General features: G+C 64.3%; 15 protein-coding genes. 4 read left to right on the top strand and 11 right to left on the bottom strand.

The annotated features are described in order from the left end of the window. Positions 1-27: 27 nt before the first annotated feature. Complete coding sequence (locus tag BMG00_RS15100) at positions 28-786, bottom strand: class I SAM-dependent methyltransferase (RefSeq protein ID WP_078530045.1); 759 nt, start codon at positions 784-786, stop codon at positions 28-30. Positions 787-848: 62 nt separating this feature from the next. On the opposite strand from BMG00_RS15100, the gene gloB reads away from it, so the two are divergent. Then, the gene (gene gloB / locus BMG00_RS15095) at positions 849-1,619 is read left to right on the top strand and encodes a hydroxyacylglutathione hydrolase (protein WP_078530046.1); all 771 of its coding nucleotides are present in this window, start codon (positions 849-851) and stop codon (positions 1,617-1,619) included. Positions 1,620-1,622: 3 nt separating this feature from the next. On the opposite strand, the gene BMG00_RS15090 is transcribed toward gloB, so the two are convergent. The 3 genes from BMG00_RS15090 to BMG00_RS15080 form a co-directional block, all read right to left on the bottom strand. Further along, positions 1,623-2,255: a LysE family translocator gene (locus BMG00_RS15090; RefSeq protein WP_078574920.1), complete on the bottom strand. Its 633-nt coding sequence runs from the start codon at positions 2,253-2,255 to the stop codon at positions 1,623-1,625. A gap of 62 nt (positions 2,256-2,317) precedes the next feature. Then, the gene (locus tag BMG00_RS15085; RefSeq protein WP_078574919.1) at positions 2,318-4,129 is read right to left on the bottom strand and encodes a tetratricopeptide repeat-containing sulfotransferase family protein; all 1,812 of its coding nucleotides are present in this window, start codon (positions 4,127-4,129) and stop codon (positions 2,318-2,320) included. A 55-nt stretch (positions 4,130-4,184) separates the two neighbouring features. Further along, positions 4,185-5,987, bottom strand: coding sequence for a tetratricopeptide repeat-containing sulfotransferase family protein (locus tag BMG00_RS15080; protein ID WP_158521745.1), 1,803 nt, complete (start codon positions 5,985-5,987; stop codon positions 4,185-4,187). Positions 5,988-6,170: 183 nt separating this feature from the next. On the opposite strand from BMG00_RS15080, the gene BMG00_RS15075 reads away from it, so the two are divergent. Together BMG00_RS15075 and clpA are read left to right on the top strand one after the other, a co-directional pair. Next, positions 6,171-7,517 carry an HPP family protein gene (locus tag BMG00_RS15075; protein ID WP_078574917.1) on the top strand — a complete coding sequence of 449 codons (1,347 nt, stop codon included), beginning with the start codon at positions 6,171-6,173 and terminating at the stop codon, positions 7,515-7,517. Positions 7,518-7,780: 263 nt separating this feature from the next. Beyond that, positions 7,781-10,099, top strand: a complete 2,319-nt coding sequence (gene clpA / locus BMG00_RS15070; RefSeq protein WP_078530051.1) for an ATP-dependent Clp protease ATP-binding subunit ClpA — start codon at positions 7,781-7,783, stop codon at positions 10,097-10,099. 364 nt (positions 10,100-10,463) lie between these two features. On the opposite strand, the gene BMG00_RS15065 is transcribed toward clpA, so the two are convergent. Further along, the gene (locus BMG00_RS15065; protein WP_078574916.1) at positions 10,464-12,344 is read right to left on the bottom strand and encodes a cation:proton antiporter; all 1,881 of its coding nucleotides are present in this window, start codon (positions 12,342-12,344) and stop codon (positions 10,464-10,466) included. A gap of 255 nt (positions 12,345-12,599) precedes the next feature. Here BMG00_RS15065 and BMG00_RS15060 point away from each other — a divergent pair, with 255 nt between their 5' ends. Further along, the gene (locus BMG00_RS15060; protein ID WP_078530053.1) at positions 12,600-14,150 is read left to right on the top strand and encodes a DEAD/DEAH box helicase; all 1,551 of its coding nucleotides are present in this window, start codon (positions 12,600-12,602) and stop codon (positions 14,148-14,150) included. Positions 14,151-14,238: 88 nt separating this feature from the next. Here BMG00_RS15060 and BMG00_RS15055 read toward each other — a convergent pair whose 3' ends face one another. The 6 genes from BMG00_RS15055 to nuoL are packed head-to-tail and all read right to left on the bottom strand — an operon-like array spanning position 14,239 to position 22,607. After that, complete coding sequence (locus BMG00_RS15055) at positions 14,239-15,861, bottom strand: ribonuclease J (RefSeq protein ID WP_078530193.1); 1,623 nt, start codon at positions 15,859-15,861, stop codon at positions 14,239-14,241. A gap of 47 nt (positions 15,862-15,908) precedes the next feature. Continuing rightward, positions 15,909-16,685, bottom strand: a complete 777-nt coding sequence (locus tag BMG00_RS15050) for a type III pantothenate kinase (protein ID WP_078530054.1) — start codon at positions 16,683-16,685, stop codon at positions 15,909-15,911. An 18-nt stretch (positions 16,686-16,703) separates the two neighbouring features. Then, on the bottom strand, positions 16,704-17,456 hold the full coding sequence (locus BMG00_RS15045) for a biotin--[acetyl-CoA-carboxylase] ligase (protein WP_281251073.1): 753 nt from the start codon (positions 17,454-17,456) through the stop codon (positions 16,704-16,706). Then, positions 17,446-18,885 (bottom strand): NADH-quinone oxidoreductase subunit NuoN, encoded by a 1,440-nt coding sequence (gene nuoN, locus BMG00_RS15040; RefSeq protein WP_078574915.1) that lies wholly within the window; start codon positions 18,883-18,885, stop codon positions 17,446-17,448. The genes BMG00_RS15045 and nuoN overlap by 11 nt, the downstream gene beginning before the upstream one ends. A 12-nt stretch (positions 18,886-18,897) precedes the next feature. Continuing rightward, positions 18,898-20,436 carry an NADH-quinone oxidoreductase subunit M gene (locus tag BMG00_RS15035; RefSeq protein WP_078574914.1) on the bottom strand — a complete coding sequence of 513 codons (1,539 nt, stop codon included), beginning with the start codon at positions 20,434-20,436 and terminating at the stop codon, positions 18,898-18,900. Beyond that, positions 20,436-22,607, bottom strand: a complete 2,172-nt coding sequence (gene nuoL, locus BMG00_RS15030; RefSeq protein ID WP_078530057.1) for an NADH-quinone oxidoreductase subunit L — start codon at positions 22,605-22,607, stop codon at positions 20,436-20,438. Before nuoL ends, BMG00_RS15035 begins: the two co-directional genes overlap by 1 nt. Position 22,608 lies beyond the last annotated feature (1 nt).

Raw genomic sequence — 22,608 nt, 5'->3', positions numbered from 1 at the left:
CCTGGATCAGCCTGCTGCTAGACCGGGTCAGACCGGGTCCGTCGCAGGTTTCACCGCCCCTTCGAGAATCGAGAGCGGCTTGCGCACCCGCGCGCCGAGTCCCGAATTGTGTCGTGCGTGAACCTGCTTGGAGACCTCTAGCATGATCACCCCGGCGGCGAGCACCCCAGAGACCTTCACCCCGATCCGCTCCCACATCGCGGCCGAACGCAGCCAGAAGCGCCGGTGACTCGGCGGGATATAGAGCGCGCCGGTGTGTCGCTCGGGGACAAAACCCGAGCGCCGCGCGAGCTGGTCGAGCTGACCCAGCGTGTAGGGTTTGCCGAAACCGAAGGGCGTCGTTTCACGCGGCGCCCAGAGACCGGCGCGGTTGGGCACGATGAACAGCGCGCGCCCGCCCGGCCCCAGCACGCGCCAGCATTCCTCCATGAGCGCGTCGGAATTATCCGATGTCTCGAGCCCATGCATCACGATCAGCCGATCCACCCGCCCTGTCTCCAGCGGCCAGCGCGCCTCGTCGCACAGCACGGAAACATTGGGCATCCCCGCCGGCCAAGGCATTACCCCCTGCCCCGCCGGCATCAAGCCGATCACCCGGCGCGCGGGTTCCAGATAAGGACGCAGGAGCGGCACCGCGAACCCATAGCCCGCAACGGTCTGCCCCGCCATACTCGGCCCGGTCGCTGGCCACAGCGCCTCGACACGATCACGGATCGCCCGTTGCGCCGCCCGGCCAAGCTGCGTGCGGTAATAGAAATTCCGCAGGTCGAGAACGTCGAGATGCATTGCGCCTTCCGCTTCGTTGGGCTTAGCTATGTGACAAGATAATCAATGCGGTAGAAAAAACCATGGCCGTCGAATTGCTGATCGTTCCCTGTCTGGCGGACAATTACGCCTATGTCGTGCATGAGGCAGCGACCGATACCACCACCGTGATCGACGTGCCCGAGGCTCCGCCGGTGCTCAAGGCACTGACCGAGCGAGGCTGGAAAGCGAATCTCATCCTGATCACCCATCACCATGCCGACCACATCGACGGGGTGAAGGCACTTTCCGCGGCGACCGGGGCGAAGGTGATCGGGGCGGCGGCCGATGCGCATCGCCTTCCGCCGCTCGATCAGGAGGTTGCGCCGGGCGAGAAGCTCGCGATCGGGATGGAGCATGTCGAGGTGATGCCTGCCGACGGGCACACCGTGGGCCATGTCGCCTATTACTTTCCCGAGGCGGGCCTGCTGTTTTCCGGCGACAGCCTGATGAGCTGGGGCTGCGGACGTCTCTTCGAGGGTTCGGCGGCGCAGATGTTCGACACGTTGACCCGCTTCAGCGAACTGCCCGACGAGACGCTCGTCTGTTCGGGGCACGAATATACCGAGGCCAATGGCCGGTTCGCGCTCTCGCTCGAGCCCGACAACCCGAACCTGCTCGCCCGGATGGAGGAAGTGCGCGCCACGCGCGCCCAGATGCGCCCAACCCTGCCAGTCGAGCTTGGTCTGGAGAAAGCCACCAATCCCTTCCTGCGCGGCGCCGACTCAAGGCTGCGCGCGGCGCTTGGCCTGCCCGCAGACGCCACGCCGCTCGCCGTCTTCACCGAAGCGCGCGCCCGCAAGGACCGGTTCTGAGACCTAGCGCCGCGCCTCGCGCAGCACGCTCAGCGCAAGCGCAGCAAGTACCGTTCCCATCGCCCAGCGCTGCACCCGCATCCACAAAGGACGCTCGGCAAGGAACCCCGCGATGGTTCCCGCTGCAAGCACGATCCCCGCATTCACCGCCACGCTGATCGCGATCTGCACCCCTCCCAGCGCCAGCGACCGCACCAGAACCGAACCCGCCTCGGGGTCGATGAATTGCGGCAGCAGCGACAGATACATGACCGCGATCTTCGGATTGAGAAGGTTCGTCACGAAGCCCATCGCAAAAAGCTTGCGTGGCCCGTCGCGCGGCAGCTCGCGCGTCTCGAAGGCGGACCGCCCGCCGGGCCGCACCGCCTGCCAGGCGAGCCAGAGCAGATAGGCCGCCCCCGCAAACCGCAGCGCATCATAGGCGAAGGGCACCGCAAGGACGAAGGCGGTGATCCCGAAGGCCGCGCAAAACATGTAGAAGACGAAGCCCAGCGCCACCCCGCCCAACGAGATCATCCCGGCCCCGCGCCCCTGACAGATCGTGCGCGAGACCAGATAGATCATGTTCGGCCCCGGGCTGAGCACCATCGCAAGCGCCACCGCCGCGAAGGCGATCAGATGAGAGATCTCGGGCATGGCCGCACTCCGTGCTGGTCCGTCGTCGGGCTACAGTCCGCCGCGCGATACCGCGCAAGTCATCAGGCGTCTGTCCAGACATCAAGCCGCGAGAAGGCTTTCTCCACGAAGGGTCGATATTTCTGCCAGGCGTTCGAGCTGCCCTTGTAGATCGGCTTCTTGACCTGCTCGCGCGAGGCCGTCTTGGCGACGCGCTTGTTGTCTTGCGGACGCAGGCAGGCCTCGTCCCAGGGCAGGCCGAGATAATCGATCAGCGAGCGGATCACCGTGTCGGGATCCTCGGTCAGCGCCTCGTATTTCAGGTCGAAGATCTGGCCCGGATAGAGCGCGTTCCAATGCGCCATCATATCCTTGTAGAGATGCCAGTAATCCACGAGATCATCGAGATCGTGCGCATAGGCGTTCCCATCCGAAGCGAAGTTGTGGTGATAGATCGACCAGAGCACCGCACGCGGGTCGCGGTGCAGGTTGATGATCTTCGCATCCGGGAAGAGGACCTTGATCACGCCGATGAAGCGGAAGTTCAGCGGCATCTTGTCGGTGACATAGGGCTTGTCGCCTGCGAGCGATTTCAGGGTCTCGCGATAGGAGGCACGCAGCTCGGGACCGATCTCCTGCAGGCCATTCGGATCGGCCCAGTCGAAACGGCGCAGCCCCGTACCCAGATCGGTAAGCTCGCCGCCCGGCGCGACCATCGGGTGCGCGGTGACGATCTGCTCGACCAGCGTCGTGCCCGAACGCGGCATGCCGAGGATGAAGATCGGATCGGGGCCCTGCCCGGTTTCCGCAGGCAACGCGGGACGCGGCTCGGCGAACCCGGCCTTGATCTCGGCGAAGAGCTTTTCATCCTTCGAGATGTGATACCCGACCAGTTCCTTGCGGATGGCATTGCCGCGCGCGAAATGGGCGAAAGCGGCCTCCGGCTCGTCGAGATCGTTGCGGGCCCGACCAAGCGTGAACTCGAGATTGGCCCGGTCCTTGCCCACGATCGTCGGATCCTGAAGGGCGACATCCATCACGCCGAAGAAGGGGTCGTCCTTCACGAAGGTATGGTTGCCCGCCTTGACCTTGAGCGCAGGGCCGAAATGCGGCTCGATCGCCAGCACCGCTTCGATTTGTTCGCGCGAAGCCTCCTTGTCGCCCATGCGCGCCGTGACGATCGCGCCCTTGGTCCGGGCGTAGAGGTTGCCCGGGTCGATCTTGAGGACTTCCTCGACCTGCTGACCGGCCTTCGCAACGTCACCATAGGACAGAAGCGTCTCTGCGAGGTTCAGCCGCGCCTCGACATAATTCGGGGCCGCTTTCACCGCCGCCTCGTAATGATCGAGCGCCTCCTTGTTGAACTCGAGCCGGTTCTTGACGTTGCCGAGATTGTTCAGAGCAACCGGATTGGTCGGTTGCAGTTCCAGAATACGCTCATATGCGTCCTCTGCCTCGTCATACTTGCCCAGCAGCATCAGCTCGTTGCCGAGATTACCGAAATAGTCCGGGTTCAAGGGGTTGAGCTTGGTCAGCTCGCGATAGAGCGCGGCAGCCCCCTCGCGGTCATTGAGCGCCGACAACCCGTTGGCGTGGATCTCGAGCAGCGCGAGCGAGCGGGGAAACTGCATGCGCGCCTTCTTGACGAGTGCCACCATGTCGCGATCTCGCCCGGCGCGTTTGAGCGCGAAGAGCTGGCCGATCAGTTGGCGCGGCGGCTCGCGGCCGACCGCATTCGCGACAGTCGCGGCAAGTTCCGCCAGCCCAGCCTGAGCGCGCTTGTTCGCGGGGAAACGCGCCAAAAGCTCGCGATAGGTCGCCTCCGCCTCGCGAAATGCTCCGCTCTTGGCCTGCGTCTGAGCTGTACGCAGAAGCTTGTCAACCGAACCAGCCATGTCTTTCCCCTCAGTATTCCTTCACTGCCCCGGAAGGCTCGCCAAAGAGCTTTACCTATTCCGGCAGCCCGGCGAAAGCCTCGCCGATCAGATGCGCGTAGCGTTGCCAATCCTGCGAACTGCCCGTGTAGATGGCGCGGCGCACCTGCAGGTTCGAGGCGGTATTGACGGCCCGGGTATTGTCCTGCGGGCGCAGGCAGGCATCGTTCCAGGGCAGCCCCAGCGCCGAGATCAGCGCACGGATCGCGGGTTCCGGGTCCGCCGTCAGCGCCTCGTAATCCACATCGATCACCGCATCGCCAAAAAGCGCGCGCCAATGCGCCATCAACTCGCGGTACAAGCCATGATAGGCCACGAGGTCGCCAAGGTCATAGCCAAAGCCATAACCCGTCCCGGTGAAGCGCATCTTGTAGATCGACCAGAGCACCGCGCGCGGATCGCGCTGGACATGCACGATGCGCGCCTTCGGAAAGAGCGCCCGGATCGCACCGATCCAAAGGAAGTTCGACGGCATCTTGTCGGTCACGAAGCCCGCCTCGCCCCCGAAGCGACGCAGCATCTCGCGATAGCTTGCCTCGATCTTCGCACCCTCGCGCTCGAAACCGGCGACCGACGACCAGTCTAGCGCCTTGAGCGCGGAGTTGAGTTCCTCGCGCTCGCCGCCCGCCACCACATCGGGATGGCTGGAAATGATCTGCTCGATCAGAGTCGTGCCAGAGCGCGGCAGACCGAGGATGAAAATCGGTTCGGGACCCGTCGGCGCCTCCAGCGGTGCAATCGGCGCATGAGGTGCGGGAAAGGCCTTGCGGATCTGGTCAAAGAGCTTGCGCGACTGCGCGGTATCGTATCCGATCTCGGCCTTGCGCTCGGCATTGGCCTGCTTGAGCCGGGCGTAGGAACGCTCGATCTCGCCCAGATCCTCATAGGCCTTGGCCAAAGCGAACCCAAACTGCGAGCGATCCGAGACAGGCGTCGAGGGGTTGCGGTGAAGCGCCTCGAGCGTCGCGATCTGCGGGTCTCCGGGCTGGAATTTCTGCACCAGCGCCCGGTTGAGATGGATCGCTGCCGATTTCGGCGCGAGCGTCAGCGCCGCGTCGAAATGCGCCTTCGCACCTTCGGTATCTCCCTGCGCCTTGAGCAGATTGCCCAGCAGATCGAGCAGGTTCGGGTTGTCCGGCGCAAGCTTTACCGCCGCCTCGATGTGGCGGCGCGCCTCGGGCACCTCGCCGCGCAGGTAGAGAAGCTTGCCGAGGTTCACCTGCGCGGGGAGCAGGTCGCGCCGGGCGGCGACGGCTGCGGCGTAATGCTCCATCGCGCGCTCGGGCTCGCGCTGATTGGCCAGCGCATTGCCGAGGTTGTTGTGGGCCACCGCATCGCCCGGACGCAGCTCCAGCAGGCGCGAGAAGGTGTCGACGGCCCCTTCGGCATCGCCCCCCATCAGCTGCGCATTGCCAAGCTTGCCCAGCAATTCGACATCCATCGGGCGCATATCGGCAAGCTGCTTGTAAAGATCCGCCGCGCCACGATGATCGCCGATATTCAGCAGGCCGACCGCGCGCAGTTCAAGGATCGGCTCGGCGCGCGGGAACCGCGCGAGCGCCGGGACGGTCGCGGCCACGAGATCACGAAAACGGCGCGCCCGCGCCAGCCCGACAAGCTCCTCGATCATCGCCCGCGGTGGCTGACCCAGCGGCCCCTGTCCGCGCACCGCTTGCAACTCGGCCAGCCCCGCCTGTGCGCGCTTGTTCGAGGGAAAGCGGGCAAGCACCTCGCGATAGAGCGCCTCGGCCTCGGCAAAGGCACCGCTTTTCGCCTGTGCCTTGGCGATGCGCAGGGTCTTGTCCACCGAACCGCTCATACTCTCTCCCGATGTGAAACCGCGCCCGAACATAGCGGGGGGCGAGAGGATGACAAGCGCGCGTTTGCTCCGCATCGCCAAGCGCGCCCGCGATCGCGCCCTCCATGTTCCGCACCGTCGCGTCCGCTTGCATCCCGACCGCGCAAAGGCGATACCTGACGCGCCTTTTCAAATCACGATCCGATGCCGCTCAGCCAGCTTCCGAAAGACATCCGCCGCCAATTCCGCCGCTTCGGTCCCTCGATGGGCCGCCGCCCGGCGGTCGATATCCTGCGCGGAGCGATCGGGGCTGGCGTGGCAATCCTCTTCGTCACCTTCATCGTGACCACCCTGCCCCATTCACGCGAGGCGGGGATCTATCTCGTGTCCAGCTTCGCCTCGACCGCCGTGTTGCTCTTCGTCCTGCCCAATTCACCTCTCTCCCAGCCCTGGGCGGCGATGATGGGAATGATGATTTCGGCGGTGGTGCCGGTCGCGGTGCTGATGCTGATCCCTCCGCCCTATGCCGACGGGATTGCGGTCGCGGGCGCGATCGTCGCGATGATGGCCGCGCGTGCGCTGCATCCGCCGGCCGCCGGGATCGCCTTGCTCGCGGTGCTCGAACACGAGGCGGGCCGCCATGTCGGCTTCGGCTTCGCGATCTTCCCGATCGGGATGATGACGGCGATTCTGATCCTTTCCGCGATGCTCTGGAACCGTCTCTTCGGCATCGCCTATCCGACCCGCCCGCTCGCCCATCATCCCGCCCATGTGGGCCGCGCCCGCGGGCCTGCGCGCTCTCTGAGCCAGCGCGACCTACAAGAGCTGCTTGTCGAATTCAACCAGTCCGCCAACGTGGCCCCCGCCGATCTGGCCCGTCTGATGGCCGCAGCCGAGCACCGCGCGGCCGAAGCGCTTCTGGCCGATACCCGCGTGCGCGATCTGATGACGCAAAACCCCGTCACCGTATCGCCCGAGGCGCCGCTATCGGAGATCGTGCGCAAGATGACCGCGCTGAATGTGCACACCCTGCCGGTGGTGGACAGCGCGGGATACTACCTCGGGGTGGTCGACCAGCATGACGCGCTCGAGGAACTGTTCAAGGAATTCGACGTGCTGCGCCGCCCGCTGCGGTTCCGCGCGGCCCCACCCGAGGCGGAAGCGCGCGCAATTTTTCACACCGATATCGAAACGGTCGAGGGCGATACCCCGATCGGCACCCTTCTCGAACGGCTCGCCCACCGCGAGGCCCGTGTGATCCCGGTGACGGAAAGCAGGCGGCTGGTGGGCATCCTGACCCGGACCGATATTATCGCACTGCTTCTCGAACATTCCCCGGCCGCCCATCGCGAAGCGGATCTCGACGAAGACGAGGCGGACGAAATGGACGCGCCGGAAGCGCCTGCGACGGGCGTAGATGACACCGCGCCCGAAGATGCCGACGAGGCCGATATGGCGGCTGCGTTGCAGAAAACGACGACCCGGCGACCGCCCGTTCCTGAAGACACGCAGGAGGACGCTGCCCGGTCGCGCTCCGAGTCGCCCAAGTAACAGGCACAGCCCTTGAACGGGCCGAAACCCTCCCCATATGGGGAGCATCATCCGCAAAACCCCCAACATATTGCGCGCCCTTGGTGCGCTCATGCACCGCCGGTGCGACGAAGTGACCGTTTTTTCCGCACGAATCGGACCCGTGTCGCTTTTTGAGCGTGAAAAGACTTGAAGCGCAGCAAATTCCACCGAACTTTAAAAGTATGAGGTCAGGATGGCTCGGGTATCCCCTCGCGCCACCTCTCGCAGGAAAGGAGCAGCTCATGCCGTCGTTTTCCAATACGCTCGAACAGGCCATTCACGGTGCACTGGCGCTCGCCAACGCCCGAAAACACGAATTGGCGACGCTCGAGCATCTGCTCCTCGCACTGATCGACGAGCCCGATGCCGCGCGCGTGATGAAAGCCTGCGCCGTCGATCTCGATGAATTGCGTGCAACGCTGGTCGAATTCATCGATGACGAACTCTCCACCCTCGTGACCGAGATCGAAGGGTCCGAAGCCGTGCCGACCGCCGCTTTCCAGCGGGTGATCCAGCGCGCCGCGATTCATGTCCAAAGCTCGGGCCGCTCGGAAGTGACCGGGGCGAACGTGCTCGTCGCGATCTTCGCCGAGCGCGAGAGCAACGCCGCCTATTTCCTGCAAGAGCAGGACATGACGCGCTATGACGCGGTGAACTTCATCGCCCATGGTGTCGCGAAAGATCCCGAGTTCGGTGAAACGCGTCCCGTGTCCGGCGCCGAGGAAGAGCAGAAGGCCGAAGGGCCCGCTCAGGCCGACGCGAAGGACAGCGCGCTCGAAAAGTACTGCGTCAACCTCAACGTCAAATCCGAGAAGGGCGATATCGACCCGCTGATCGGGCGCGAGCACGAGGTGGAGCGTTGCATTCAGGTGCTGTGCCGCCGCCGCAAGAACAACCCGCTCCTGGTGGGCGATCCCGGCGTGGGCAAGACCGCGATCGCGGAAGGTCTCGCACTCAAGATCGTGCGGGGCGAAACGCCTGAGATCCTGTCGAAAACCACGATCTACTCGCTCGACATGGGCGCGCTGCTCGCAGGCACCCGCTATCGCGGCGATTTCGAAGAGCGCCTGAAGGCGGTCGTGAAGGAGCTTGAAGAGCATCCCGACGCGATCCTCTTCATCGACGAGATCCACACCGTGATCGGCGCCGGCGCGACTTCGGGTGGCGCAATGGATGCCTCGAACCTGCTCAAGCCCGCGCTTCAGGGCGGCAAGCTGCGCACGATGGGCTCCACCACCTACAAGGAGTTCCGCCAGCATTTCGAGAAGGACCGCGCGCTGTCGCGCCGGTTCCAGAAGATCGACGTGAACGAGCCTTCGGTGCCGGATTCGATCAAGATCCTCATGGGTCTCAAGCCCTATTTCGAAAAGCACCACGACATCCGCTACACCAATGACGCGATCAAGGCGGCAGTGGAGCTGTCGGCGCGCTATGTGCATGACCGCAAGCTGCCCGACAAGGCGATCGACGTGATCGACGAGGCGGGCGCGGCCCAGCACCTCTTGCCCGAGAGCAAGAAGCGCAAGACGATCGGCGCCAAGGAGATCGAAGCGGTCGTCGCCAAGATCGCCCGCATCCCTCCGAAGAATGTCTCGAAGGACGATGCCGAGGTGCTGAAGGATCTCGAAAAGTCGCTCAAGCGTGTCGTTTTCGGTCAGGACAATGCGATCGAAGCGCTGTCCTCGGCGATCAAGCTGGCCCGCGCAGGCCTGCGCGAGCCCGAGAAGCCGATCGGCAACTACCTCTTCGCGGGCCCGACCGGCGTCGGCAAGACCGAAGTTGCCAAGCAGCTCGCCGATACGCTCGGGGTCGAGCTGGTCCGGTTCGACATGTCCGAATACATGGAGAAACACGCGGTCTCGCGCCTGATCGGTGCACCTCCGGGCTATGTCGGCTTCGATCAGGGCGGCATGCTCACCGATGCGATCGACCAGCACCCGCATTGCGTGCTGCTGCTCGACGAGATCGAGAAGGCGCACCCGGATGTATACAACATCCTGCTGCAGGTGATGGATCACGGGAAACTCACCGACCATAACGGGCGGACCGTCGATTTCCGCAACGTGATCCTGATCATGACCTCGAACGCGGGCGCTGCCGAACAGGCGAAATCCGCGATCGGCTTCGGGCGCGACCGGCGCGAGGGCGAGGATACCGCCGCTATCGAGCGGACCTTCACGCCCGAATTCCGCAACCGTCTGGATGCCGTGGTCAGCTTCGCACCGCTGCCGCGCGAGGTCATCTTGCAGGTGGTCGACAAGTTCGTGCTGCAACTCGAAGCGCAGCTCATCGACCGCAACGTGCATATCGAGCTCACCCCGGCCGCCGCGAACTGGCTCGCCGAGAAGGGCTACGACGACAAGATGGGCGCGCGTCCGCTGGGCCGCGTCATTCAGGAGCACATCAAGAAGCCGCTGGCCGAGGAATTGCTCTTCGGCAAGCTCACGAAGGGCGGCGTGGCCAAGGTCTCGGTCAAGGACGACAAGATCGTCATCAAGGTCGAGGAACCGGGCCGCAAGCGGATCTCGGGCTCCAAGCCGCCGCTGCTCACCGCGGAATAAGCGGCGCGGTCAAAGGCTGACGCAAAAACCAACCCCCGGCACTGCGAGACAGTGCCGGGGGTTTCTTTTTCAAGAGCTTTGGGTTTGGCCAATAGCGAACTCTTTGGCCCCAATGACCTGCACTCGGTGCTGAAACTCGCGCGCCCCTCCGATCACGTTTGCCGTTTGTGGCGCAGCGCACGCCCGGGCGGAGCGGGCCACCTCCCGCGCGCCTCCGGTCTGACAAGGTGAGACAACGCCCCGTCCGCCGTCAATGCGCGCTCACCCATGCCTCTCAACGAAACCGGCGCTTTGGCGTAGCGAGCCAGACGTGCCCCCGCCAAACATCGCCGGGGGCCCCTTCCCTGCTAAGGATGAAGTCCCGTCACGGAATAGGCGCCGCAGGCCCCGGCTGACCCGAGGGTTTCTCTCCCGCCCTGGATTTCTGCGCGACCTCTTCCTCCTGTGCCTCAGGCGGCAGAAGAGAAATGATCCGCGCGCCCGCCTCGACCTTCATCGCCTCCGGATCGGTGACGAAGCGCAGGTCTCCGTTGCGAGCGATCACCATCACCGGCTGCGCATTGGGGCGCTTCTCGCGCCATTGCGGCAGACCGTATTCCTCGGTGATCTTCGTCACGCGGAAGATCCAACCCTCGGCAAGAAGCTTCTCCCACCCTTCAAGCGTCCGCCCAGCCCCGAAACGCCGTCCACCAAGCTGGGTGGGCAGTGCATGGCGCTCGCGGTCGTCCTTGAGCCGCGGCATCTGCCAGACCTTGTCCCGACCGAGTTCCGGCGCGAGATCGGTCGCGACAAGCGTGTTGTAGGCATCGTTATCGGTCGCCGCGAGCAGCGTCGAATAGGACATCAGTTCGACGGTATCCTCGGCCGCTTCACCGAGAATATCACCGTAGAAGGTCTTGATCCCGTTGGCGCGCGGCCGGATCAGGTGAGCGTGGTTCGGATCGGTGATCAACACCGGCACCTCCGCTTTCGTCAGCGTTTCGGCCAGCGCCGTCGTAAAGCGCGAGCCCCCCACGATCAGCAACCCCGGCTTGTCGGTATTGGCCAGCCCCAACCGCCGCGCCATCGGCGCCAGCGTGAAGCCGTGCACAATCACGGTCAGCAGAACGAGCACGAAAGCCAGCGGCCCGATCCGGACCCCGTCAAGCACCCCCACCTCGGCAAGGCGCTGCCCGAAAAGCCCCGCCACCGCCACGAGCACCACCCCGCGCGGGCCGGTAAAGGCAATGAACAGCCGCTCGTTGCGCGGCAACCCCGAGCCGATCAGCGAGATCAGCACCGTCAGCGGCCGTGCGACGAGAACCACGAGCACCACGAACAAAAGCGCATGCCAGTCCAGCGCCGCAAGCTGGTCGATCTCGATATTGGCCGCGAGCAGAATGAAGACGCCCGAGACGAGCAGCACGGTCGCATGTTCCTTGAAACGGCGGAGTTCCTCGTAAGAGGGCAGATCCGCGTTTCCGATCACCAGACCCATCACCGTCACCGCCAGAAGGCCGCTCTCGTGCAGGACGCTGTCGGTGACGGCGAAAGTGATCAACAACGTCGCGAACAGCACCGGCACCTTCATGAATTCGGGCACGAGACCACGGCCGAAAGCCCGCGCGATCCCCCAGCCCACCGCCCCGCCGATCACCGCCGCGAAGGCGATGCCAAGCGCGAGATGGCCGATCGCCTCTCCCATGGGCAGGTTCGAGCGCAGGGTGATCACCACCTCGAAGGCCAGAACGGCTGCCAGCGCGCCGATCGGGTCGTTGACGATCGCTTCCCATTGCAGAAGCCGCGCCGGCCTGCGTGCCAGTTTCGCCGTGCGCAGCAAGGGGGCGATGACCGTTGGACCGGTGACCACCATGATGCCGCCGAACACGGCCGCGCTCTCCCAGCTGAGCTGCGCGCCCCAGACAAGGGCCAGCGTGGACAACAGCCAGCCCAGCGGCGCGCCGATGAACACAAGCCGCTTCACACCCGATTTCGCATCACCCAGCCGGTGGAGATCGAGTGAGAACCCTCCCTCGAAGAGAATGACCGCCACGGCGAGCGCGATCAATGGACTGAGAAGTTCTCCGAAATCACGGCTCGGGTTCAAAAGTCCGGTTGCGGGACCCGCGATCAGACCTGCGGCAAGCATGATGACGATCGCGGGCAGGCGCAGCCGCCAGGCGAGCCATTGCGCCCCCACGCCGAATACCCCCACCAGCCCGAAGGCCAGGACGGGGCCGAGCCCCGCGCTTTCCGCAACTGCCATGATCGTCCCTCAGAAACCTACTCGGGCCAAACCCGCTCCAGAAGGTCAGGTTCCGTGTCCCTATGCAAGCCCTCGCCCCCTGCGTCAATTCCGGCGTAAAGATTGACCTTTACGTCGCAATCGGCTAGGGCGTGCGCGAAGCCTCGCAATCCGGCGAGGCGCAGTCAGGGCGCCCGGTTTCCTCAAGCGCCCAAGTGCGGTTCCCCTCCGACGTGGGCCGCGACAGGACGCGATACAGGAATTCCAAGGACCCCAATGACCAAATTTTCCGATCTGAAGCTGGACCCGAAGGTCCTTTCCGCCGTTGCCGATGCGGGCTACGAGACGCCCACGCCGATCCAGGCGGGCGCGATCCCGCCCGCGCTCGAAGGCAAGGACGTGCTGGGCATCGCCCAGACCGGCACCGGCAAGACCGCAAGCTTCACGCTGCCGATGCTGACCCTGCTGCGCCGTGGCCGCGCCCGGGCGCGGATGCCGCGCTCGCTGGTGCTTTGCCCGACGCGCGAACTGGCCGCGCAGGTGGCGGAGAACTTCGATCTCTACGCGAAGAACACGAAACTGACCCGCGCGCTGCTGATCGGCGGCGTCTCCTTCGGCGAGCAGGACAAGCTCATCGACAAGGGCGTCGACGTGCTGATCGCCACGCCCGGCCGCCTGCTCGACCATTTCGAGCGCGGCAAGCTGATCCTCACGGATGTGAAGGTGATGGTGGTGGACGAGGCCGACCGGATGCTCGACATGGGCTTCATCCCCGATATCGAGCGTATCTTCCAGCTTACGCCCTTCACCCGCCAGACGCTGTTCTTCTCGGCGACCATGGCGCCCGAGATCGAGCGGATCACCAACACGTTCCTGCACGCGCCCGTGCGCGTCGAGGTTGCGCGTCAGGCGACGACCTCCGAGACGATCACCCAGAAACTGGTGGAGATCACCCCGGCGCGGCGCGACCAGACGGCGAAGGCCAAGCGCGAACTGCTGCGCGCGCTGATCAGCGCCGAGGGCGAGACCTGCACCAACGCGATCGTCTTCTGCAACCGTAAGGTCGATGTCGATATCGTTGCGAAGTCCTTGCAGAAATACGGCTTCGACGCGGCCCCGATCCATGGCGATCTCGACCAGAGCCAGCGCATGCGCACGCTGGATTCGTTCCGCGACGGCTCGCTCAAGGTGCTCGTGGCCTCGGATGTGGCCGCGCGCGGCCTCGATATTCCGGCAGTGAGCCATGTGTTCAACTACGACCTGCCGATGCATGCCGAAGACTATGTCCACCGTATCGGCCGCACCGGTCGCGCGGGCCGCAAGGGCACGGCGATCTCGATCGCGGTGCCGCAGGACGAGAAATTCCTCAGCCAGATCGAAAGCCTCGTGAAGATGGAAATCCCCCGCGCCGAGACGCCGGAAGGGTTCGAGCTTTCCGAAGGCGCGAAGCAACCCGCGCGCAAGCGCGAAGACGACAAGGGCGGCCGCTCGCGCGGCGGTCGTGGCCGGGAACGCGGCGAGCGTGGCGAACGCGGTAGCCGTGACCGCAAGCGCGAAGCCAGCCAACCCGAAGCGATCAAAGAGGCTCAGACCGACGCCCCGCAACAGGCCGAGGCGAAACCCGCCGAGCCGGAGCAGCGCATCGAGACCCGGACCGAGCCGAAATTCGAGGACGATAACAAGTCCCGCCGTTCGCGCGGTGGCCGAAACCGGCGCGAGCGCGACAATGATGTCGTCGGCATGGGCGATCACGTCCCCGACTTCCTCACCGTCTCCTTCCGTCCCTCGAAATCGGAAGAAACGGCCGAGGACAGCGCCGAAGGCTGATCCTTTCGAGTTGGTAAAAAAATCCCCGCCGGAGGCATCCTCGGGCGGGGATTTTTCATGTCGTCGGAATATGGGCGCGGGAGCGCGCTCACTCCATCAGGCGGCTAGTGACAACGATCACCTCGGGTTTCTTGCCGATCTCTTCCATCGAGACCTGCCGCGCGATGCGGCGCAGAGCCTCGTCGATCTTGTCGTCGTTGGACAGGATCTTGACCGGCGCGCGGTCGAGGAACTCGGTCATCTCATCCTCGATCTGCTCGGCCAGCGGCGCGCCCGAGCGCCCCGTTTTCGGCAGGCCCATCAGCTCGACCCAGGGCTCACCAAGGGCCTGGTCTTCCTCGTCGAGGATGACCGTGACCAGCACCAGACCGTTGAGCGCCATGCGGATGCGGTCACGCACCACACCATCCAGAGCCCCGATCTGCACCGAGCCATCGAGATAAGTCCGGCCCGCCTCGATATGTTCCGCGACCTTCGGGAAATCGCCGGTCAGGTCGATCATGGTCCCGTTGGTCGCGACGACCGACGCGATCCCCTTGTCGGCGCCGATTTTTGCGTGCTCGCGCAGGTGGCGGTGCTCACCATGCATCGGGATCAGCATCTTCGGGCGCAGCAGGTCATGCACGGCCTCGAGATCAGGCCGGTTCGCATGGCCCGAGACGTGATAAAGCCCGCCCCGGTCATCGACCACGTCGACGCCCATCTCGGAAAACGAATTCATGATGCGGATCACGCCGCGCTCATTGCCCGGAATGGTCTTGGAGGAGAACAGGAACGTATCGCCCTCCTTCATCTGCAACCCGAGATACTTTCCGCGCGCAAGCTGGGCCGAGGCGGCACGACGCTCGCCCTGCGAGCCGGTCACGATCAGCATCAGGTTCTGACGCGGCACCTCGACGGCTTCCTCGGCCGGGATCGTACCGGGCATGCCCATCAGAACGCCGGTTTCCTCGGCGGTCGAAACCATGCGTTTCATCGCGCGGCCCAGCAGGCAGACCGAGCGACCCGCAGCCTTGCCCGCCTCGGCAAGCGTCTTCAGCCGTGCCACGTTCGAGGCGAAGGTCGTGGCAACCACCATGCCCTGTTGCGAGGCGATCAACTCGGCCAGCGGCTCGGCCAGCGTGGCCTCCGACCGGCCGGGCTGGGGCGAGAACACGTTGGTGGAATCGCTCACCAGAACTTTCACGCCCTCGCCTTCCTTGGCGATCTCGTGCCAGAGCTCGGGGTCGAAGGGCTCGCCCACGATCGGGTTGCCGTCGAGCTTGAAATCGCCCGTATGCACGACGCGGCCCGCGGGCGTGTCGATCACCAGCGCGGAGCTTTCCGGGATCGAGTGCGAGACCGGCACGAATTGCACCGTGAAGGGGCCACAGGAAATGGTTTGCGGGCGCGGCTCGACAATCGAGATCGTCTCGGGCGGGATCCCGGCCTCTTCGAGTTTCAGCTGCCCGATCCGTCCGGTGAAGGCACGCGCATAGACCGGCTTGCGCAGTTTGCCCCAGACGTGGGGGAGCGCGCCGATATGGTCTTCATGGGCGTGGGTGATAAAGATCGCCTCGATCCGGTCGGCATTGTCCTCGAGCCATTCGAGATCGGCGAAGATCAGGTCGACGCCGGGCGTGCCGTCCATATCCGGGAAGGTCACCCCCAGATCCACCACGATCAGCCGCTCCTTCCCCTCGGGACCATAGCCATAGACATAGGCGTTCATGCCGATCTCGCCGGCACCGCCCAGGGGGAGGTAAATCAGTCTGTCACTCACGCGGGGAAGTCCTTGTTGTAGTCGTGGAGGAGGCGCAGGCCATGCATGGTAAGGTCGTATTCGATGCTGTCAAAGAGGTCAAAGCCCTGACTGAACAGCTCGGCCAACCCGCCCGTCGCGATGACCTTCATCGGCCGGTCGCGCTCGAGCCGGATCTGGCGCACCACGCCTTCGACGAGACCGATATAGCCCCAGAAAACCCCCGACTGAATACAGGCGACGGTGTTCGTGCCGATCGACTTCTCGGGCATCGTCACATCGACATGGGGCAGCGCCGCGGCCGAAGCATGGAGCGCCTCGAGCGAGAGGTTCACCCCCGGGGCGATCACGCCCCCGATATAGGCGCCGTCGCGGGCCACCACATCAAAGGTGGTCGCGGTGCCGAAATCGACGACGATGATGTCGCCGCCGTGACGGTCGAACCCCGCCACCGTGTTGACGAGCCGGTCGGGCCCGACCCCGGTGCCGGGATCGACGCGCGGATCGACCGGCAGGCGGCATTCGGGCTTGCCCACCACGAGCGGACGACAGTTGAAATAGCGGTTCGCCAGCACACGCAGGTTGAACACCACGCGCGGCACGGTCGAGGAGACGATCACCGAGTTGATCCCGGCCTCGATCCCCTGCAGACGCATCAGACCGGTCAACCAGACGTAATATTCATCGGCGGTACGCTTGTGATTGGTCTCCATCCGCCAGGTCGAGATGAAATCCTCGCCGTCCCAGATCGAGAAGACGGTATTGGTGTTGCCGCAGTCGATGCAGAGAAGCATTGGGCTCCCCCTTTCACGTCAGAAGAAGATATCCGCAGCCGAGATGGCGCGGCGGCCCTCTGGGCCGGTGAGGATCAGGGCGCCGGTCTCGTCGATGGTCTCGAACGTCCCGCGATAGGTCTGTGTGCCGGTGCGCGCGGTGATCTCTTCGCCCAGACGGGCCGCGCGTGCAAGCCAGGCGTTGCGGATCGCGTCGAAGCCGTAATCGCGGAATTGGCGATCGTAATGGGCGAAGGCCTGCGCGAGCATGGGCAGGAACTCTTCGGGGGTGACGTTCAGGCCGGTCTCGCCCGCAAGGCTCACCGGGGGCATCGCCTCGGGCTCCAGTTCGTTGCGCGGCGGGGCTTGGGCGAGGTTCACCCCGATCCCGATCGCGATCTGCGCGCCGCCATTGAGGCTTTCGAGCAGGATACCGGCAATCTTGCCGCCGTTGAGCAGCACATCATTGGGCCATTTGATCGAGAGCCGCGCATGGGGCCCCGCCACATGGGCCAGCGCCGCTTCGAGCGCGAGCGCCGCGACAAAGGAATAGAGCGCGGCCTGCGCCAGGCCCCCGTCGGGCCGCATCACCAGCGTCGCCGAGAAATTGCCCTCCGGCGCGCGCCAGTCGCGGCCACGACGCCCGCGCGCGGCCGTCTGCCGGTGCGCAAAGATCCAGGCAGAACCCGAAAGGCCCGGCGCTAGCCGGGCCGCTTCGTTCATCGTGCTGTCGACCGAGGGCAGGACGTGTCGCGCCACGCCCTCGGGCCAGTTCTCCCGATCAGTTGACAAGGGCGGCGGCCGCGGCCTGCGCCGCGCCTTCGATGCCGAAGAGGTTGAAGATCCCCAGAACCATCGCCAGAGCCGACACCATCAGGAACACCCACTGGATCGCCGGCATCCGGTTGTCGAGCGGATCGACCTCCTTGCCGAAATACATGTAGTAGACGATGCGCAGGTAGTAGAAGGCCGCCACGACCGAAGCGATCACGCCCAGCAGCACCAGCCAGATATAGCCGGCATGCAGCGCCGCTTGCAGCACCGAGAACTTGGCGAAGAAGCCCAGCATCGGCGGCACGCCCGCGAGCGAGAACAGCAGCACCAGCATCGCCATCGCCTTCGTGGGATCTTGACGCGCATAGAGGTTGAGCGACTTGATGTCGGTCACCGGCTGGCCGTCGCGCTCCATCGAGAGGATGAAGGCGAAGACGCCCACGTTCATCGTCACGTAGATCGCCATATAGGTCAGCATCGCCTGCACGCCCTCGGCGGTGCCCGCAGACATGCCGAGCAGCACGAAGCCCATATGGGTGATCGAGGAATAGGCCATCAGACGCTTGATGTTCTTCTGGCCGATCGCAGCGAGCGAGCCCCAGACCATCGAGAACCCGGCCAGCAGCGCGAGGATCTGGCTCCACTCATCGGGCACCTGACCGAAAGCGTCGAAGACAACCCGTGCGATCAGAGCCATCGCGGCCACTTTCGGGGCGGTCGCGAAGAAAGCGGTGACCGGGGTGGGCGAGCCCTCATAGACGTCCGGCGTCCACATGTGGAAGGGCACGGCCGACACCTTGAAGGCCAGACCCGCGAGCAGGAAGACCATGCCGAAGAGCAGCCCGATCGGCAGATGCCCGGCCTGAACGACCTGCACGATGCCCGAGAACTGCGTGGTGCCCGCGAAACCATAGGTCAGCGAGGCGCCGTAAAGCAGGATGCCCGAGGAGAGCGCGCCGAGGACGAAGTATTTCAGGCCCGCTTCGGAGGACCGCTCGCTGTCGCGGCGCAGGGCGGCCACGATGTAGAGCGCGAGCGATTGCAGCTCGAGGCCCATGTAGAGCGACATCAGGTTGCCCGCCGAGACCATCATCATCATGCCGATGACGGCAAGCGTGATGAGGATCGGGAACTCGAAGCGCAGCAGACCGCGGCGCTCCATGTAATCGGCGCTCATCGCCATCACCAGCGCGGCCGAGATCAGCACCATGACCTTGGCGAAGCGCGAGAAGGCGTCGTCGATGAAGAGCCCGCCGAAGGCTTCATGCGCGCCCGCTTCGGCGAGGCCGATCCAGGCGGCGATGACCAGCATCGCGGCCACGGTGGTCCACAGGATCGTGCGCGCCAGCGCGTCCTTGCCGAACCAGACACCCGCCAGAAGCGCCGCCATCGCGTAGATGGCGAGCAGAAACTCCGGAAGGACGATCGAGAAATCCGCAGAAGTCATCCCTCTAGCTCCTCAGTGTTCGACCAGGTCGGACAACAGTTTGTCCGGCAAGGCATCGTGGTAGTTCTGGACAAGTTGGGTCACCGAGGGCCCGATGATATTCGTCACCAGATCCGGGTAGACCCCGAGGATCAGCGTCATCGCGACGAGCGGTGCGAAGATCCATTTCTCGCGCGTGGTCAGGTCGGTGATCGAGCGCAGGCTCTCTTTGATGAGGTCGCCGAACACGACCCGGCGGTAAAGCCAGAGCGCATAGGCCGCCGAGAGGATCACACCCGTGGTGGCAAAGACCGCGACCCAAGTATTCACTTGGAAGACGCCGGCGAGGATCAGGAATTCGCCGACGAAATTCGCGGTGCCGGGAAGGCCCACATTGGCCATGGTGAAGAACATGAAGATCGTGGCGTAGGCCGGCATACGTTTCACCAACCCGCCATAGGCCGCGATCTCGCGGGTGTGCATCCGGTCATAGACCACACCCACCACGAGGAACAGCGCACCCGAGGTGAAGCCATGCGCGATCACCATGAAGATACCGCCCTCGATACCCTGCTGGGTGCCCGAGAAGATCCCGAGCAGCACGACGGCCATGTGCGCGACCGAGCTATAGGCGATGACGCGCTTGATATCGGTCTGCACCAGCGCCACCAGCGAGGTCCAGACGATCGCGATCACCGCAAGCCACATCGCCCAGGGCCCCACCACCATGTTGCCCACCGGGAACATCGGCAGCGAGAAGCGCAGGAAGCCATAGTCGGCCAGTTTCAGCAGGATCGCGGCCAGGACGACCGAACCTGCGGTCGGTGCCTGAACGTGCGCGGCAGGCAGCCAGGTGTGCACCGGCCAGAGCGGCATCTTGATCGCGAAGGAGATGAAGAAACCGAGCCAGAGCAGCGTTTGCACCCCGCCGGGGACCGTTATCCCGAGTATGTGCACCGGTGTGTATGGGAACTCGTAGATGAGCAACCCGGGCATGTCGGTCGTGCCGGTGTGGAAGTAGATGTAGATGATCGACACCAGCATGAAGACCGAGCCGAAGAAGGTGTAGAGGAAGAACTTGAACGCGGCGTAGACGCGCTGCTTGCCCCCCCAGATCCCGATGATCAGGAACATCGGGATGAGACCCGCTTCGAAGAACAGGTAGAACAGCACCAGATCGAGCGTGACGAAAGTGCCCACCATCAGCGTTTCGAGGACGAGGAAGGCGATCATGTAGTCCTTCACGCGGTCCGTCACGTTCCAGCTGCCGATGATCACGAGCGGCATCATGAAGGTCGTCAGCATCACGAAGAGGATCGAGAGACCGTCGACACCCACGCGATACTGGAAGCCCATGATCCAGTCGTATTTTTCCATGAACTGGAAGCCCGTGTTCGACGGGTCGAACCCGGCGAGCAGGAACAGCGAGATCAGGAAGGTGACCGAAGTCGCGGTCAGCGCCACCCATTTCGCATTGCGATCAGCGGCCTCCGTACCCCCGCGCAGAACCAGCGCAAGGATGAGCGCCGCGAAAGCTGGCGTGAAGATGACGATGGAAAGCAGGTGTTGCATCAGTTGGCCCCCCCGTTCAGGACGACCCAGAACATGAGCACCACGAGACCGATCACCATCGCGAAAGCGTAGTGGAACAGATAGCCCGATTGCATCCTGTTAAGGAACCTTGTGAATGTCGGAACGATACCCACGGCCATGCCGTCGATGACACGGTCGATCGAGCCCTCGTCCCCTTTCTTCCAGAATTGGTAGCCCAGCCAGAGCGCCGGGCGCACGAAGATGCGCTCGTAGAGCTCGTCGAAATACCACTTGTTGAGCAGGAACCGATACAGCGCAGGCTGCGCCTCGGCGGCGCGCTTGGGCAGGCTCGTGTCCTTGATGTAGAAGAGCCAAGCCACGATCAGCCCCGAGAGCATCGCGACGAAGGGCGACAGCTTCACCCAGGCCGGCGCGTGGTGCGCGCGGTCGAGCACGTCGTTCTCGCTATGCAGGTAGATCGCGCCTTGCGGAGCCACGCCCGGATTGGCGAGCACGGCCGCCGCGGCGCCCATGTCGGGCGAGTCCTTGGCGTCCTCGACCACGGCATGTTCAGCCTCGGTCTCGGTCATGGCCGCGCCGTGACCCGCCGCTGCCTGCTCGCCAGCCGCCTCTTCACCCGCACCGTGACCGGCGCCTTCGGCGACCATGTGCTCTTCATGAGCGGGCATGCCGAAGAATTTCAGCAGCTTCGTGTGATCCCCGAAGAAGGCGTTGTACCACACCATCCCCGCGAAGACCGCGCCGACCGACAGCACCATCAGTGGCACCGTCATCACGAGCGGGCTCTCATGGGCATGCTCATGCGCATGATGATCGCCCCGCTCCTTGCCGAAGAAGGTCATGAAGATCAGACGCCACGAGTAGAACGAGGTGAAGACCGCCGCGATCACGAGCAGCCAGAAGGCATAGCCCGCACCGTTGCCACCCCAGACGCTCTCGATGATCGCGTCCTTCGACAGGAAGCCTGCGAAACCGATATGGGTGAAGGGGATGCCGACGCCGGTGATGGCGAGCGTGCCCAGGATCATCGCCCAGAAGGTCACCGGCACCTTTTTGCGCAGGCCACCGTAGTTACGCATGTCCTGTTCGTGATGCATCGCGGTGATGACCGAACCCGCCGAAAGGAACAGCAGCGCCTTGAAGAAGGCGTGGGTCAGCAGGTGGAACATCGAGGCCGAGTAGACGCCCACGCCCGCGGCGGCGAACATGTAGCCCAGCTGCGAACAGGTCGAATAGGCGATCACGCGCTTGATGTCGTTTTGCACCAGACCCACGGTCGCGGCGAAGAAGGCGGTCGTCGCGCCGATGATCAGGATGAAGTCCTTCGCGTGCGGTGCGTATTCGTAGACCGGCGACATGCGGCAGACGAGGAAGACGCCCGCGGTCACCATGGTCGCGGCGTGGATGAGTGCCGACACCGGGGTCGGACCTTCCATCGCGTCGGGAAGCCAGGTGTGCAGGAAGAGCTGCGCCGATTTCCCCATCGCGCCCACAAAGAGCAGGAAGCCGATCAACTCGACCGCGTTCCACTGGGTCCAGAGGAAGTGCAGCTCGGTCTCGGCCAGCGCGGGGGCGGCGGCGAAGACATCGTCCATCTTCAGCGAGCCGGTCATGTAGAACAGGCCGAACATGCCGAGCAGGAAGCCGAAATCGCCCACGCGGTTGACGATGAAGGCTTTCATCGCCGCGGCATTGGCGGAAGGTTTCTTGTAGTAGAAGCCGATCAGAAGGTAGGACGCGACGCCCACGCCTTCCCAGCCGAAGAACATCTGCAACAGGTTGTCCGAGGTCACCAGCATCAGCATGGTGAAGGTGAAGAACGACAGGTAGGCGAAGAAGCGCGCCTTGTAGTTCTCTTTCTCGGTCCAGTTCTCGTCATGGGCCATGTAGCCCCAGGAATAGAGGTGCACGAGCGCCGAGACCGTCGTCACCACGATCAGCATGATCGCGGTCAGGCGGTCCATGCGGATCGACCAGCTCACGTCCAGATCGCCCGAGGTGATCCAGTTGAGCACGTGGATATGCTGGGTCGTCTCACCGATCGTGAGGAAGACGATCCAGCTGAGTGCGCAGGCGAGGAACAGAAGGCCCGTGGTCAGAACCATGGCACCCTTCTCGCCGATCACACGCCAGCCGAAGCCGCCGAGGATCGCACCGACGAGCGGCGCAAAGAGAATGATCGTTTCCATC

This window comes from Thioclava marina, from assembly GCF_002020135.1.
Lineage (GTDB): Bacteria > Pseudomonadota > Alphaproteobacteria > Rhodobacterales > Rhodobacteraceae > Thioclava > Thioclava marina.
This window is presented reverse-complemented; position numbering and strand designations above follow the sequence as displayed.

What these genes read in the sequence shown, in the direction of transcription:
- BMG00_RS15100 (WP_078530045.1), bottom strand. Translation starts at nt 786, where the DNA reads ATGCATCTCGACGTTCTCGACCTGCGGAATTTCTATTACCGCACGCAG.
- gloB (WP_078530046.1), top strand. Translation starts at nt 849, where the DNA reads ATGGCCGTCGAATTGCTGATCGTTCCCTGTCTGGCGGACAATTACGCC.
- BMG00_RS15090 (WP_078574920.1), bottom strand. Translation starts at nt 2,255, where the DNA reads ATGCCCGAGATCTCTCATCTGATCGCCTTCGCGGCGGTGGCGCTTGCG.
- BMG00_RS15085 (WP_078574919.1), bottom strand. Translation starts at nt 4,129, where the DNA reads ATGGCTGGTTCGGTTGACAAGCTTCTGCGTACAGCTCAGACGCAGGCC.
- BMG00_RS15080 (WP_158521745.1), bottom strand. Translation starts at nt 5,987, where the DNA reads ATGAGCGGTTCGGTGGACAAGACCCTGCGCATCGCCAAGGCACAGGCG.
- BMG00_RS15075 (WP_078574917.1), top strand. Translation starts at nt 6,171, where the DNA reads ATGCCGCTCAGCCAGCTTCCGAAAGACATCCGCCGCCAATTCCGCCGC.
- clpA (WP_078530051.1), top strand. Translation starts at nt 7,781, where the DNA reads ATGCCGTCGTTTTCCAATACGCTCGAACAGGCCATTCACGGTGCACTG.
- BMG00_RS15065 (WP_078574916.1), bottom strand. Translation starts at nt 12,344, where the DNA reads ATGGCAGTTGCGGAAAGCGCGGGGCTCGGCCCCGTCCTGGCCTTCGGG.
- BMG00_RS15060 (WP_078530053.1), top strand. Translation starts at nt 12,600, where the DNA reads ATGACCAAATTTTCCGATCTGAAGCTGGACCCGAAGGTCCTTTCCGCC.
- BMG00_RS15055 (WP_078530193.1), bottom strand. Translation starts at nt 15,861, where the DNA reads ATGAACGCCTATGTCTATGGCTATGGTCCCGAGGGGAAGGAGCGGCTG.
- BMG00_RS15050 (WP_078530054.1), bottom strand. Translation starts at nt 16,685, where the DNA reads ATGCTTCTCTGCATCGACTGCGGCAACACCAATACCGTCTTCTCGATC.
- nuoN (WP_078574915.1), bottom strand. Translation starts at nt 18,885, where the DNA reads ATGACTTCTGCGGATTTCTCGATCGTCCTTCCGGAGTTTCTGCTCGCC.
- BMG00_RS15035 (WP_078574914.1), bottom strand. Translation starts at nt 20,436, where the DNA reads ATGCAACACCTGCTTTCCATCGTCATCTTCACGCCAGCTTTCGCGGCG.
- nuoL (WP_078530057.1), bottom strand. Translation starts at nt 22,607, where the DNA reads ATGGAAACGATCATTCTCTTTGCGCCGCTCGTCGGTGCGATCCTCGGC.